Source organism: Marinobacter halophilus (assembly GCF_003007685.1).
Classification (GTDB): domain Bacteria; phylum Pseudomonadota; class Gammaproteobacteria; order Pseudomonadales; family Oleiphilaceae; genus Marinobacter; species Marinobacter halophilus.
The window spans coordinates 289215-303888 of the sequence record NZ_PXNN01000011.1 but is presented as its reverse complement, the minus strand read 5'-3'; the positions used below and the strand labels follow the sequence as shown (position 1 = coordinate 303888).

Annotated in this window: 9 protein-coding genes; 6 read left to right on the top strand and 3 right to left on the bottom strand. The window is 56.6% G+C overall.

What is annotated here, in order from left to right:
* Positions 1–14: 14 nt before the first annotated feature.
* Positions 15–509 carry a MarR family winged helix-turn-helix transcriptional regulator gene (locus tag C7H08_RS07775; RefSeq protein ID WP_106671171.1) on the top strand — a complete coding sequence of 165 codons (495 nt, stop codon included), beginning with the start codon at positions 15–17 and terminating at the stop codon, positions 507–509.
* Positions 510–713: 204 nt separating this feature from the next.
* Here C7H08_RS07775 and lon read toward each other — a convergent pair whose 3' ends face one another.
* On the bottom strand, positions 714–3164 hold the full coding sequence (lon, locus tag C7H08_RS07770) for an endopeptidase La (RefSeq protein ID WP_106671170.1): 2451 nt from the start codon (positions 3162–3164) through the stop codon (positions 714–716).
* A 133-nt stretch (positions 3165–3297) separates the two neighbouring features.
* On the opposite strand from lon, the gene trxA reads away from it, so the two are divergent.
* Both trxA and C7H08_RS07760 read left to right on the top strand, forming a co-directional pair.
* The gene (gene trxA / locus C7H08_RS07765) at positions 3298–4161 is read left to right on the top strand and encodes a thioredoxin (RefSeq protein ID WP_106671169.1); all 864 of its coding nucleotides are present in this window, start codon (positions 3298–3300) and stop codon (positions 4159–4161) included.
* A gap of 71 nt (positions 4162–4232) precedes the next feature.
* The gene (locus C7H08_RS07760; protein WP_106671168.1) at positions 4233–4553 is read left to right on the top strand and encodes a hypothetical protein; all 321 of its coding nucleotides are present in this window, start codon (positions 4233–4235) and stop codon (positions 4551–4553) included.
* 36 nt (positions 4554–4589) lie between these two features.
* Here the strand turns inward: C7H08_RS07760 and C7H08_RS07755 are convergent, their stop codons facing one another.
* A complete protein-coding gene (locus C7H08_RS07755; protein WP_106671167.1) occupies positions 4590–6479 on the bottom strand; it encodes a hypothetical protein in 1890 nt (629 codons plus the stop codon).
* Between the two features lie 343 nt (positions 6480–6822).
* Positions 6823–8187, bottom strand: coding sequence for a KamA family radical SAM protein (locus C7H08_RS07750; protein WP_106671166.1), 1365 nt, complete (start codon positions 8185–8187; stop codon positions 6823–6825).
* A 669-nt stretch (positions 8188–8856) separates the two neighbouring features.
* Here C7H08_RS07750 and aceE point away from each other — a divergent pair.
* From aceE to C7H08_RS07735, 3 genes are all read left to right on the top strand, one after another.
* Positions 8857–11520, top strand: a complete 2664-nt coding sequence (gene aceE / locus C7H08_RS07745; protein ID WP_106671165.1) for a pyruvate dehydrogenase (acetyl-transferring), homodimeric type — start codon at positions 8857–8859, stop codon at positions 11518–11520.
* 10 nt (positions 11521–11530) lie between these two features.
* Positions 11531–13186 carry a dihydrolipoyllysine-residue acetyltransferase gene (gene aceF, locus C7H08_RS07740; protein WP_106671164.1) on the top strand — a complete coding sequence of 552 codons (1656 nt, stop codon included), beginning with the start codon at positions 11531–11533 and terminating at the stop codon, positions 13184–13186.
* A gap of 187 nt (positions 13187–13373) precedes the next feature.
* Complete coding sequence (locus tag C7H08_RS07735) at positions 13374–14627, top strand: NADH:flavin oxidoreductase/NADH oxidase family protein (protein ID WP_106671163.1); 1254 nt, start codon at positions 13374–13376, stop codon at positions 14625–14627.
* The last annotated feature ends 47 nt before the right edge of the window (positions 14628–14674 follow it).

Sequence of the window (14674 nt, the reverse complement as noted above, 5' to 3'; positions counted from 1 at the left end):
TCTGGAGTGGTAGTGTGAAGAATTACGAGCAGGTGTTGGTGGCACTTCGGCGGGTGATCCGGGCAACGGATCTGCATTCCAAGCGATTGAGCAAGCACGCCGGGCTCACCGGGCCGCAGTTGCTGATTATGCGTACCATCCGGGACCTGGGGGAGGTGACCATCGGCACCATCGCCGAGAGTGTCAGCCTTAGCCAGGCGACGGTGACGACGATTCTGGACCGGCTGGAACTGCGCAAGCTGGTGTATCGGGTGCGCAGCACTCAGGACAAGCGCAAAGTGCACGCCCACCTGACCGAAGCCGGCGCCGAGCTGCTGGCCCGCGCGCCGAATCCGTTGCAGGAAGATTTTATCCAGAAGTTCCAGAGCCTGGCGGAATGGGAGCAGACCATGATTCTGGCCTCCCTGCAGCGTGTGGCCAATATGATGAACGCCGACGATATCGACGCCTCGCCGTTGCTGACCGTCGGCTCGGTGCTCAAGGACGATGGCTGGAAAGAGAAAGCCTGAAATCTGGAGTCTGGTCCTGGGTGGGGTGGCTGTTTTCTTTGGAAAAACAACTCGCTTCGCTCAGGCATCTTTTTCCGGCATAAAACAGCCACCCCACCCAGGACCGATCAGACTTGTGAGGGTGGCTCCGATGCCAGCTACGGGGTCAGTCCCCGAATGGGGACTGACCCCAATCGTACCAACTGAACCTTACCTGAACCCGGATCAATGCACGCTGGCATCACTTCGGGGCTTGTTACCAAAACAAACCTGAAACACATCGTTATAGTTCCTGGCAAAGTTCACCGTCAGCCCCTCCTTCAGGTAATCCGGCAGCTCCTCGTAATCGCCCCGGTTGGCTTCCGGTAGAATCAGGTTATTGATTTTCTGGCGCCTCGCCGCAATCACCTTTTCCCGAATACCGCCCACCGGCAGCACCTGACCGGTTAGCGTCAGTTCGCCGGTCATTGCCAGATTTTGCTGCGGCGCTTCCCTTCGGGCAATGGAGAGCAGGGCGGTGGCCATGGTCACGCCAGCGCTGGGGCCGTCTTTGGGTGTCGCACCTTCCGGTACATGCAGGTGCACGAACGACTTGTCGAAGAAGGTTGGGTCACCCTTGAAGCGCTTGAGATTGGACGATACATAGCTGTAGGCGATCTCGGCTGACTCCCGCATGACCTCGCCCAGTTGTCCGGTCAGTTTAAAGCCGCGCTGGTTGGTGTGAATGCGAGAGGCTTCAATGCTCAGGGTGGCGCCGCCCATAGCGGTCCAGGCCAGGCCGGTAATCACACCAGTGCCTTTTAGGGATTTCTCTTTACGGAACGCTGGCTGGCCGAGATAACCGAGCAGATCGGAGACGCCTACCTTCACCGGCTCGCCGGGATGCTCCAGCAATCGGACAATGCCTTTACGGACAATCTTGTGCAGCAGTTTCTCCAGATTACGCACGCCGGCTTCCCGGGCGTAGCCCTCAATCACCTGGCGAATCGCCGCATCGGAAATGTTCAGCTGCTTTTTCAGTAAGCCGGCCCGCTTCAGCAGGCGTGGCAACAGGAAATGCTTGGCGATGGCCAGTTTTTCTTCGGCGATGTAGCCGGACAGGCGGATTACGTCCATCCGGTCGAGCAGCGGCCGGGGAATGGTGTCCAGCTGGTTGGCAGTGCAGATGAACAGTACCTTGGACAAGTCCATGCGCACATCCAGGTAATGATCGAGAAAGTCCTTGTTCTGTTCCGGATCGAGGGTTTCCAGCAGGGCAGAGGCCGGGTCGCCCTGGTAGGACGAGCCGATCTTGTCGATCTCATCCAGCATGATCACCGGGTTGGCCACCTTACTGTCTTTCAGGGCCTGCACGAACTTGCCCGGCATGGCGCCGATGTAGGTGCGGCGATGGCCCTTGATCTCGGCTTCATCGCGCATACCGCCGACGCTGAACCGGTAGAACTCCCGGCCCAGGGCATCGGCCACCGAGTGGCCGATGGAAGTTTTGCCTACCCCTGGCGGGCCCACCAGCAAGAGTATGGAACCACTCACTTCGCCCTTGAAAGTGCCTTCCGCCAGGAACTCGATGATGCGGTCTTTAACATCGCCCAGACCGTCGTGATCCCGGTCCAGTATCCTGCGGGCTTCGGCCAGGTTGAAGTGATCCTGCGAATGCACGCCCCAGGGCACCTGGGTGATCCAGTCCAGATAATTCCGGGTAACGCCGTACTCTGGCGAGCCCTGTTCCAGCACCCGGAGTTTCTGAACTTCATCCTTGAAGCGTTCCTGCACCGCCTCTGGCGGGTTGAGTTTGGCCATGCGCTCTTCAAAGCGCTCCACATCGGCGGTCTTGTCGTCCTTGGCAATGCCCAGCTCGCGCTGGATCACTTTCATCTGTTCGCGCAGGAAGAATTCGCGCTGGTGCTTTTGCACCTTCTCGCTGACTTCCTCGTTGATTTCCGTCTGCAGGCGGGCCACTTCCTGCTCTTTGCGCATCAGCAGCAACACCTTCTCCATGCGCCGGAGCAGGGGCACGGTGTCCAGTACGTCCTGAAGCTCGGGGCCGGGGGCGCTGGTCATGGAGGCGCCAAAGTCCGCCAGTGGCGAGCTGTCCTCCGGGCCGAAGCGGGACAGGTACTGCTTAACGTCTTCACCGTAGAGCGGGTTGGTGCGCAGCAGCTCCTTGATCGCGCCGATGATGGCCAGGGTGTAGGCCTTGAGTTCGGCGGTCGGTTCTTCCGGTTCCTCCGGGTATTCCACTTCCACCAGATAGGGCGGGCGGCGGCGCAGCCACTGAACAATCTTGAAGCGCTGCAGGCCTTGGGCAATAAACTGCACTTTGCCGCTTTCGTTCTGGGCCTGGTGCACCCGCACTGCACAGCCCATAGTTTCCAGCGCCTTGCTGTCGGGAATGCCGGATTCCGACTCCGGGTCTTCGACAAAGCAGATGCCCAGCATCTTGTGGTCGGTTTCAGCGACCCGCTTGAGGGTTTCTTGCCAGGGATCTTGATTGACCACCACCGGCTGAACCTGTGCAGGGAAGAACGGACGGTTCGTCACCGGCAGCAGATACATTCGCTGCGGCCTCATTTGCTGCGGCAGCGCCAGGCTTTTGCTGTTCTCGTCTTTGCCAATGTACTCGGTGATGTCTTCTTCGAAGTCTTCCAGGGAGTCTTTGCGGCTCTCGTCGTTCATACCGTTTGCTCTCAAGGTGTGGGTGATTAACAACCTATGTGACGGCAAAGGCGGGTTTTTCAAGTTGGCTTGATTTTTAGTCACTTGGCCCCATAACCAGAGCCATCACATGTTTTATTAATCGGGTAAATCTATGACAGCTTCGCCGTACATTTTTGACGCCAACATGGACAACTTTCAGCAGAAGGTCATGGAAGCCTCTGCCAGCACGCCGATACTGGTGGATGTATGGGCAGAATGGTGCGCCCCCTGCAAACAGCTGATGCCGATACTGGAAAAGCTGGCGGAGGAATACCAGGGCAACTTCCAGCTGGCCAAGGTGAATGCCGACGAGCAGCAAGAATTGACGTCGTCTTTAGGCGTGCGCAGCCTGCCGACGGTGATTCTGGTGAAAGACGGCCAGGCGGTGGACGGTTTCAACGGTGCCCAGCCGGAAAGCGAGATCCGCAAGGTGCTGGAGAAGCACATCGAAGCCCCGGCTGAAGATCCTTATGAAAAGGCTCATGGCCTATGGGAAGCCGGTGACGTCGACGGCGCCCTGGCCATCCTCACCGAGATGAACCAGAAAGACCCGGAAAACCTTGACGTACTGATTGACTTGGCCCAGCTGAAAGCCGAGCAGGGTGACCTGGAAACCGCCGAACAGGTTCTGGAGAGCCTGCCCCCGGAAGAAAAGCTTCAGCATAAAGCCAAGCAGCTGGCGGCCCGCATCAAGTTCATGAAGCAGTCCGCGGAATTGCCCCCCATCGCCGGGTTGGAACAGGCACTCGAAGCCAACCCGAAAGATCCGGAGGCCCTGCACCAGCTGGCACTGCATAAGGTGCTGCAGGAGCAAAATGCCGAGGCGATGGATTTACTGATTCGGCTGATGCTGGCGGATGGCACCTACAAGGACGGCGTGGCCAAAACCACACTGGTGGAACTGTTCGAGAAGCTCGGCAACAACAATCCGGACGTGCGCACATACCGTAGGAAGCTGTATACCCTGATGCACTGACACAGCAACAGGAATCGCAGCGCGTGGCCGGATCAGCCTGTTGTCCGGCCCACTACCTCTGACCAGCAGCCATGCTCAAACTCCCGCCCCAGCCAGATAACTGTGAACTGTGTGAGCGCCCCGTTGCCAGGCTCACCCGGCACCACCTGATCCCCAAGCACCTGCATCGCAAGAAGCGTTTTCAGAAGCTGTTCAGTAAAGAGGAGTTGATTACTCGCACGCTGTGGGTCTGTCGGCCCTGTCATAACGCCATCCATAAGGCGCGTTCTGAGCACGATCTGGGGCTGCACTACAACACGCTGGAGCGGTTGCTGGAATTGGAGGAGTTGCGGGTGTTTGTGGGGTGGGTTCGGGAGAAGCCGGCGGGGTTTGTGCCGAAGAAGGGGAGGTAAACAGGCCCGCCGGAGCGGGCCTGAAAGCCTGGTGGCTTAGTTGCGGGTCATGAAGCCCGGCTGGATGTCAGAGACAAGATCCGGTTCGGTCATGACAAAAGCGAACTCATCGTTGCTTGTCGCCAATTGCCAGATCTGGGTTACAACGTTCTCTCCAGCAAATGAAAGCTCAGCTTTGCCACTGGCATCAATTGCCCATGTGCAAGGAGTTCCATCGTAGGAGCAGGTCTTATCGCTGTTGATGACCAGTGCATTATCAACCGTATTTTCGGTTGGCACATTCACGTTGAATGAGCCAACGAAGCTTGCTTCAGTGATCGCTTGCGTTTTGCTCAGTGTCTCGACAGAAGCACCTTCTTCATCTGGCGCATACACTCGAGTGTTGGATTCAAATACGCGGAAGGTTTCCGTGCTTTCTTCGCCAGACTCGGTTGTTTCTGTGTAGGTCAGTTCACCGGTTTCGTCATTCACCTCCCAGGTGCTGACATTAACGCCAGCTTTCTGGGTGCTGCCTTGATACGCATCATTGTGGTAGTCAAAAGCCGTACCGTCGCTTCTGTGAACAAGAATGATCGTCTCATTATCCGCTTCGTTGCGCGCAACGAAGGTGTTGCCAGCTACGGAAGAAGTTGTAACCGGAGTGGTGACCGGGATGCCAGCAGCAATACCTACATCCACCAAAGTTTCGGACCCGTTGAAGTCAAGGTAGATGCCGATTTGCTTGCCTTGGGCGGCCAGCAGATATAGTGCGTCGGTGCTGTTGTCCGTGCTGTCGGAAACTTCCAATGCACCGCTTTGCGCAATGCTGGCGCTTTCAAAGCCAAGACTAGAGATGAGTTCTGCGTTTAGCTCAGAATCGATGGTTACAATGTTGTGCTGAAGCTCGTTCAAGAGGCTATCGATTGAAGTCAATAGGTAGGACTGCGAAGCGCTGGTCGCATTATAGGCTTTGGTTGAGTAAAGCGTGACTGCACCATCATCGCTATTGAAAATTAGATAATAGGGCGCTTCGGTTGGGCCTACTGCGCAGGCAGTGAAGGTCTCAGTTCCGTCTGAATCGGTGAATGACACCTCTCCGTTGGTCACTACTCTCCAAGTCGTGCCCGTTTTCTTTTCGACGAAGCCCAAGTCGTTATGGAACTCAATCAGGCTATCACTGGCACCAAAACTCATCAGGTTGATTTCTTTATCGTCCTCTTCGAGTCTGATGTAGCCAAAAGTGTTGTTCTGGAGATGAACTTCAGTAACCGGGGTTGTGCTCACTCCGCAGCTGGTCACTGGTTTTTCTGCTGCCAGCGTCTCATTCAGATGGCTTTCAGCCTTTTCGCGGGTAACCACGTCTATGGGCGCGCTAGTGTTGTCGCTGGCCAGTGAGAGAATGATCTCCTTTGCTGTATCCAGATTAACGGTAGCTACGTCCGTAGGATTCTGGATGGCCGCTTTTTCACGGGTGGCTGGCGTAATTGTGATGCCGTTATCCGGAATGCCGTCGTCATCGAGGGTTTGCAGAACGCGGGCAATGTTTACTGATTTTTCGCTGTCGCCGCCGGCCAGCTCGACAGGGGTGATAAGGCTGCCTGCTTGAACGGTGCCGAAGTTTAGTTGGCCAAGCCGAAAGGTTACGGTCTCGCCTTCGTTAAAGCGGAACTCGCCGTTATCGTTGGTGATGCTCATGTAGCCGGCACTGGTTACGTACTCGATGCCGCCAACTGCACTGTCAACAAAGCGACCTGTTTCAGAGCCAGCAGCGACCGTTGTATCGTCACCTGGTGCGGGCGTGCCATCCGAATTGCCATCGAGCTCCTTGTCTGGATCGTCAATGCCCCCCTGATCCCCGGAATTGGAAGAACTGCCGCCGCAGGCGGTGAGGCCGACTGTAAGTGTCGCCGCAAGAATCGCAATTAAAAGCTTATTTTTTTCGAACATCACTGTTTCCGTTATCGTTAGTCGTCAGAGTTGGCACAGATCGGAGTGCCGAGAAACAGGAGTATTGGGCAGGGGGATTGTGAATATTCGCAGTCATCCCTGACCAACATTCCCTTCGCCCAAGCGCGTCTATTTGGGCTGCATTAAAGGTAGGCTCTAAATGAAGTCTCAACAATTTCAGGTATGTAAATGATTGTTAAATAAAAACTTCAAGATTGTTCATTATTCGACAAGTCAATAGGCAATAGAGGCATCTGAGCTGAATGTCAGTGAGCTGGCACAAAAAAAGGCCAGATGAATCACTCCATCTGGCCTTTTTCTCGATCTTCGTCAGGCAGCCGCCTTAGCCATTGCCCTGCTTCATCTCCTCAAACTCGTCTTCAAAGAAGAACTTCTCTTCCCCGAAGGCCGGTTCCAGTTCATGCAGCCAGGTGGCGGTTTCGCTGTACTTGGCGAAGAACGGGCGCTGCACCCAATCCGGGTTGCGGCCTTGCAGGAAACGCAGCACGAAGACCTTCTCGCCCTGGATGTCGGCGATGCCCTGGATCTCTACCTTGCCGGGGCCGGCACTCATGCTGGGGCCGCGAGCGGTGCGAGCCAGGCCGGAGACCTTTTTCATGGCGTCGCGGTAAATCTGGAAGGCCTCGGCCAGAGGCACTTCAAAGTAGTTCTTGGCGCCGGTGTCGCGCTCGACAAACATGTAGTAGGGGATGATGCCCAGCTGCACTTCTTTCTTCCACAGCTTGGCCCAGTCATCGGCGTTGTCATTCACATGCTTGATCAGTGGGCCCTGGGCGCGGATTTCAGCACCGGTTGCGCGGATGCGGCGAATGGCTTCTTCCGCAATGTCGGTGGTGATTTCCTGCCAGTGGTTGTAGTGCGCCATGATCGCCACGTGCTTGCCGGCATCAACCAGTTTGGCGAACAGCTCAATCAGCTCGTCGGCGTCTTTGTCGGTGACAAAACGGTACGGCCAGAAGGTGAGGGCCTTGGTGCCGATGCGGATGGTCTGGATATGGTCAAACTCCGGCTGCAGCAGCGGCTCCAGGTACTGCACCAGGCTTTTGGTCTTCATCACCATGGGGTCGCCACCGGTCACCAGCAGGTCGGTGACTTCGGTGTGCTCTTGCAGATAGCCATGCAACTTTGATGCTTCGGTGCTCGACATCTTCAGGTCTTTGTCACCGACAAACTGCGCCCAGCGGAAGCAGAAGGTGCAATAGGAGTGGCAGGTCTGGCCCTGGGCCGGGAAAAACAGCACCGTCTCCCGGTACTTGTGCTGCACGCCGTCCAGCACTTCGCCGTCCAGCTCCGGCATGTTCATTTCCATCTGGCCGGCCGGGTGCGGGTTCAGCTCGTCCCGGATTACTTTGGCAGCGGCCTGGATGTCTTTCTTGTCGGCGCCGTCCCGGTGCAGCTGTGCCATCTGTTCGTAATGTTCATCCTTGAGCATACCCTTCTGAGGGAACACCAGCTGATAGATGGGGTCGTTCGGTACCTTGTCCCAGTTGATCAGTTCGTTGATCACATATTCGTTGACCCGGAACGGCAGCACGCTGGCGACCACCTTCATTTCAAACAAGGTCGCCTCGGGCAGGCTCTGGATGGCTTCAATTTTGTCCAGCTGGCGGTCAGTAAAAACCTTGAACCGGCGTTCTTCGAATTCCTGCACCGGAATACGGTTTGGAAAGGTGACGATGGAGTTCATAGATCGCCCTCAGTTGGGTGCCAAAAAAATACAAGGAGGGTGTGTGCCTTCCTTACTGGTTAAAAAACGGGCAGGTAAGTATACATAAATCGAAATTCATTTTCAGGGCTAATTAATAGCGGGTTGATGAGCGTGAGTTTTCTGTCGGTAAATATCGTAAAAATCACCAAATATAGTGAAACACCGTTCAATGTCGTCGAAAACATAGAGTCAAGACTGTTTTGTCGGGCGATGGATTTCGCGCAAAACGCCAGAGTGAGACATTGGTCTGAGTTGGATTGTTTTAGTCATCAAGATTCGCCATTATTACGTAACTAATAGTACATAACAGGGTTTTCATGTGCATTAAAACGCTTGTTTGTTTGTGTTTTTGGGTCTTTTTGTAGTAAAAATACGTAAGTTTCGGTCGCAATGCGTTTTCAGAGCGCCGAAAGCCTGGCGTTCAGGCCGGCCAAGAGCCAAAAGCCCTACTGCTGGCCGGCTCTGGAGCAGGAAAAATATGAAAGCTGTTCTATGCTTGAAAGACGTTATTCGCACTATTCAGCGTTTGTCACAAGCTGACGTATCCACAATATAAAACTGCAGCTTTTTGCAGCTTTTCGTTATTGCACCGTGTGCGGCTGCTGATCGTGGCCCACGTTGCACCTTAAGATGCTAAGGGGAGGTTTGATGTACCAGGACGATGATCCCACTGAAACCAGTGAATGGCTTGATGCGCTGGAATCTCTGATCGAGAACGAAGGCGTAGACCGGGCCAAATTTATTCTGGAACGACTGTCAGAGCGAGCGAGCAGAGACGGCACCGAGCTGCCCTATGCCATTACCACGCCGTTTCGCAACTCAATTCCCGTTGCCCAGCAGGCGCCGATGCCCGGTGATCTGTTCATGGAGCGTCGAATACGTTCGCTGATTCGCTGGAACGCCATGGCCATGGTGATGCGTGCCAACCAGCGGCCCGGTGACCTGGGCGGTCACGTGTCATCCTTCTCTTCTGCCGCCACGCTTTATGACGTCGGCTTCAACTACTTTTTCCATGGCGGGGATGAGAAGCGCGAATCCGACCTGATCTATTTTCAGGGGCATTCCTCGCCTGGCATTTATGCCCGATCTTTCCTGGAAGGCCGGTTCGAAGAGTCGGATCTGGACAAGTATCGTGAGGAAGTCGATGGCACCGGTCTGTCGTCATATCCACACCCCTGGTTAATGCCGGATTACTGGCAGTTCCCAACGGTTTCCATGGGCCTTGGTCCGATCCAGGCCATCTATCAGGCCCACGTGATGAAGTATCTGGATAGCCGCGAGCTCATCGAAATGGGCGATCGTAAAGTCTGGTGTTTTGTCGGCGATGGTGAAACTGACGAGCCGGAAACCCTGGGTTCCATTTCAATGGCCGGCCGGGAAAACCTCAGCAACCTCATCTTCGTGGTTAACTGCAACCTGCAGCGACTGGATGGCCCGGTGCGTGGTAACGGCAAAATCATTCAGGAACTGGAAGGTGTGTTCCGGGGTGCGGACTGGAACGTGGTGAAGGTGGTCTGGGGCCGTCACTGGGATCCTCTGTTCGAGAACGACAAAGACGGAAAAATGCAGCAGGCCATGGACGAAGTCTGTGATGGCGAACTGCAGAACTACAAGAGCAATGGGCCAGCCTATACCCGCAAGCACTTCTTCAACAAGTTCCCGGAGATGGCCAAGCTGGTTGATAACCTCTCGGATGAAGACATCAACAAGCTCAACCGTGGTGGCCATGACCCCTACAAGATCTACGCCGCTTATCATCATGCCATCCACAAGAATGGCGGCCGACCGACTGTGATTCTGGCCCATACCGTTAAAGGTTACGGCTTTGGTGAGGCGGGCGAAGCCCAGAACACCGCCCACTCCCTGAAGAAACTCGACATTGAGCAGCTGAAGTCGTTCCGTGACCGCTTTGCGGTGCCACTGAAAGACGAAGAACTCAAAGACGTACCCTATTATCGACCAGCGCCGGACAGCCCGGAAATCGTGTACATGAATAAGCGTCGGCAGGAGCTGGGTGGCTTCTATCCCAAACGACGCAAAGACAGCCAGCCGTTGCAGGTTCCGGAGCTGGATATCTTCAAAGCCGTGCTGGAAGGTTCTGGTGATCGCAAGATTTCCACCACCATGGCGTTCGTGCGGTTGCTGACCGCGCTGACCAAAGACAAGCGTATCGGCAAGCGGGTTGTGCCCATTGTCCCGGACGAGGCCCGTACTTTTGGTATGGAAGGCATGTTCCGCCAGCTGGGCATTTACACTGCGGAAGGCCAGAAGTACGTCCCGGAAGACCGGGATCAGATCATGTATTACCGGGAAGACAAAAAAGGCCAGATTCTGGAAGAAGGCATCAATGAAGCCGGCTCTATGGCGGCCTGGATGGCGGCGGCAACGTCTTACAGCACCAACAACTTCCCGCTGATCCCTTTCTATATTTTCTATTCCATGTTCGGCTTCCAGCGCGTTGGTGATCTGGCGTGGGCCTCTGGCGACATGCAGGCACGGGGCTTCCTGGTCGGCGGCACCGCCGGACGGACTACCCTGAACGGTGAAGGCTTGCAGCATCAGGACGGCCACAGCCATGTTTTGGCCAACACCATTCCGAACTGCAAAGCCTACGACCCGGCTTACGGTTACGAAATGGCCGTGGTACTGCGCCATGGTATGAAAGAAATGTTCGAGGACAACCAGAACGTTTTTTACTACCTGACCATCGAGAACGAAAACTACGAACAGCCAGCGATGCCTAAGGATTGTGAAGACGGCATCATCAAGGGCATGTACAAGATCGAATCGGTCGAAGTTAAAGGGGGCAAGAAAGCGTCCCGAGTACAGTTGCTCGGTGCCGGTGCCATCCTGAATGAGGTGCTTGCTGCTGCTCAGATGCTGAAAGACGACTGGGGTGTGGCGTCGGATGTGTGGAGTGTCACCAGCTACAACGAGCTGGCCCGTGATGGCCAGCACATTGAGCGCTGGAACCGTCTGCACCCGGATGACAAGCCCAAGAAAGCTTACGTAACGCAGTGTCTGGAGAAGCAAACCGGGCCGGTGGTGTCCTCTACCGATTACATCAAGCTGCATTCCGAGCAGCTCAGGGCGTTCATTCCCAAAACCTACCTGACTCTGGGCACCGACGGCTTCGGCCGCAGCGACACCCGGGAAAAGCTGCGCAGCTTTTTTGAGGTAGACCGTTACCACGTGGCGGTCAGTGCGCTGTCTGCCCTGGCGCAGGATGGTGAAGTGAAGAACGATGTGGTTCTCGACGCGATGCGCAAGTACGGAATCGATCGAAACAAAACGAACCCGGTGCTGAGCTAAGGAGACCGCAATGAGTGAACAGGAAATCAAGGTTCCGGATCTCGGCGGTGCGGACGAAGTCGAAGTCATCGAAATCACCGTCAGTGAGGGTGACTCGGTTCAGGAAGAAGATCCGATTCTGACGGTTGAATCCGACAAAGCCTCGGTGGAACTGCCAGCCCCCGGTGCCGGAAAAATCACCAAAATCACCGTAAAAGTCGGTGACAAGGTGAAAGAGGGCGATGTGGTCGGCCTGTATGAAGCCAGCGATGACGCTGGCGGCTCAGATGCTGGTGACGACGCCAAGGAAGAAAAAACCGAGGACAAGGCCGAGGCGAAACCTGAAGCCAAATCTGAAGACAGCAAGCCGGCGCCTAAAAAGAAATCCGGCGGCTCCCGCACCGAACTGGTGAAGGTGCCGTCGCTGGATGGCTTTGACGACGTGCCGGTAATCGAAATCAACGTGGCGGAGGGCGACACCATCGGTGTCGACGACCCGCTGGTGACCGTGGAGTCCGACAAGGCCACCATGGAAATTCCGTCGCCCTATGCCGGCAAGGTCGGCAAGATCCTGGTCAAGGAAGGCGACAAGCTGTCTGAAGGCAACGACCTGCTGGAAATGACCATCGAAGAAGAGGGCGGCGAGGCCGACGAAGCTTCTGACTCTGGCGAGCAAGCGCAAGCCAAACGTCAGGATAGCAAGCCCCAGCCGACGTCGGACAAGCAGGAATCGGCCCCGCAACCGCAGGGGTCCACCTACGAACCCCCGGCTGCGGGCACCAAGGTTCACGCCGGCCCGGCCGTGCGTAAACTGGCCCGGGAGCTGGGCGCGGACCTGGCGCGGGTGAAAGGCACTGGCCCAAAAAACCGCATCATCAAAGATGATGTGCACGCCTACGTCAAGAGCCAGCTGCAGCAAGCCCAGCAGGGCGGGTCTGTGGGCACCGGTAGCGGTATTCCGGGGGTCAAGTTACCCGACTTCAGCCAGTTTGGTGAAATCGAGCGCGAGAGCATGTCCCGCATGATGTTCGCCACCGCGAATAACATGCAGCGCAGCTGGCTGAACGTGCCCCACGTCACCCAGTTCGACGATGCCGACATCACCGAAATGGAGAACTTCCGCAAGAGCCAGAAAGCGGCCGGCGAGAAGCGTGGCATGAAGATGACGCCGCTGCCATTCCTGCTGAAAGCCTGTGCCGCGGCCCTGGCCGAGCTGCCACAGTTCAACGTGGCGCTCGACATGGAGCGCAAAGAGGTGGTGCGTAAGAAGTACATCCACATTGGCATTGCGGTGGACACGCCCAATGGTCTGATGGTGCCGGTGATCCGGGATGTCGACCAGAAAGGCCTGTGGGAACTGGCCGCCGAAAGTGCCGAACTGGCGCAGAAGGCTCGGGACAAGCAACTCAAGCCTGCCGAAATGCAGGGCGCCTGCTTTACCATCACCAGCCTGGGGGGCATTGGCGGCACCGCGTTCACGCCGATCGTGAACACGCCGGAAGTGGCGATCCTCGGTGTCTCCAAGGCTTCCATGAAGCCGGTGTGGGACGGCAAGGAGTTCCAGCCCAGGCTGCTGCTGCCGCTGTCGTTGTCTTACGACCACCGCGCGGTCAACGGGGCCGATGCCGCCCGGTTTACCAACCTCCTGACGCAGCTGTTGGGGGATATTCGCACCCTGCTGCTGTAGTCGTCGCGAGCAACAGCGCCCCGACCTTTTCAGGTGTGGGGCGCTTATCTCCTTCCAGCACTGCCGTTGTCCGCTGGCGTATTTTATTGTGTTCGTTATGTTTGTGTCCCGTCGGCCAATGCTCGAACCGTCGAACAGATCCACCATCAGCCTCATGGAATTTAATAACAACCATTCGAGGCCACCCATGACTCCCGCTGAACGTCTCTCCCAACCCTTCAAACTCCCGAACGGCTCCACCTTACCCAACCGCTTCGCCAAGTCCGCCATGAGCGAGACCCTGGGCACCATTGATAACCACCCCACCAAAGAGCTGGCGACCTTGTACCGGGCCTGGGCGGAGGGTGGCACGGGATTGTCGATAACCGGCAACGTGATGATTGACCGCCGGCACATCGGGGAGCCGCAGAATGTGGTGGTGGAGGATGAGTCGGATCTGGAATTGTTGTCGGCCTGGGCGCAGGCCGGGCAGGTGGGTGGCAAGCAGATCTGGGTGCAGCTGAATCATCCGGGCAAGCAGAGCCCGAAGATGCTGAACCGGGGCCCGGTCTCGCCCAGTGCCATTCCGTTCAAAAAAGAGCTGCGAGGCATGTTTGCCACGCCTCGGGCGCTGACGGGGCCGGAGATTGAGAACATCATTCATCGGTTTGCCCGCAGTGCCGCGGTCATCAAGAAGGCCGGGTTTGATGGCGTGCAGATTCATGGCGCCCATGGCTATCTGGTCAGTCAGTTCCTGTCGCCGCACCACAATCAGCGCACCGACGAGTGGGGTGGTTCAGCAGAGCGTCGTCGGCGCTTTGTGCTGGCGGTGTACCGGGCTATCCGGGAGGCATGCGGTGACGCTTTCAGTATCGGGATCAAGCTCAACTCGGCGGACTTTCAGCGAGGCGGCTTTACCGAGGACGAGTCGCTGGCGGTGATCGAGGCCCTGGTGGCCGAAGGCATTGATCTGGTGGAAATCTCCGGTGGCAATTACGAGAACCCGGCCATGGCCAAAGGTGGGGAGCATGGCCAGGTGAAGGCCAGTACCATAGCCCGGGAAGCCTACTTTCTGGAGTTTGCCGAGAAGGTTCGCCAGCTTACCGATGTGCCTTTGATGGTGACGGGTGGTTTTCGTACCGAAACCGGCATGGCAGAGGCGATTGCCTCCGGTGCGACTGACCTGGTGGGCCTGGCCCGGCCATTGGTGGTAGAGCCGGATTTGCCGAACCGGATCATGAGTGGGGATTCCGTAGTCAGTGCCGTTCGGCCGATAAAAACCGGTATCCGGATGATTGACGACATGGCGTTGATGGAAGTGAGCTGGTACACCCGCCAAATCGGCCGTATCGCCAAGGGCAAGGCGCCCAAACAGCATGACCGTGGTCTTTGGTCATTGATGGAAGTGCTCGGGGTGATGACCACCCGCAGTGTCCGCACCCGCTTGCGGGCCGGGGAATAACCAAAAGCCAGACCGGGGGAACCCCCGGTCTGGCTCTAAACCTGATC

What these genes read in the sequence shown, in the direction of transcription:
- aceE (WP_106671165.1), top strand. Translation starts at nt 8,857, where the DNA reads ATGTACCAGGACGATGATCCCACTGAAACCAGTGAATGGCTTGATGCG.
- C7H08_RS07755 (WP_106671167.1), bottom strand. Translation starts at nt 6,479, where the DNA reads ATGTTCGAAAAAAATAAGCTTTTAATTGCGATTCTTGCGGCGACACTT.
- trxA (WP_106671169.1), top strand. Translation starts at nt 3,298, where the DNA reads ATGACAGCTTCGCCGTACATTTTTGACGCCAACATGGACAACTTTCAG.
- C7H08_RS07760 (WP_106671168.1), top strand. Translation starts at nt 4,233, where the DNA reads ATGCTCAAACTCCCGCCCCAGCCAGATAACTGTGAACTGTGTGAGCGC.
- lon (WP_106671170.1), bottom strand. Translation starts at nt 3,164, where the DNA reads ATGAACGACGAGAGCCGCAAAGACTCCCTGGAAGACTTCGAAGAAGAC.
- C7H08_RS07735 (WP_106671163.1), top strand. Translation starts at nt 13,374, where the DNA reads ATGACTCCCGCTGAACGTCTCTCCCAACCCTTCAAACTCCCGAACGGC.
- aceF (WP_106671164.1), top strand. Translation starts at nt 11,531, where the DNA reads ATGAGTGAACAGGAAATCAAGGTTCCGGATCTCGGCGGTGCGGACGAA.
- C7H08_RS07750 (WP_106671166.1), bottom strand. Translation starts at nt 8,187, where the DNA reads ATGAACTCCATCGTCACCTTTCCAAACCGTATTCCGGTGCAGGAATTC.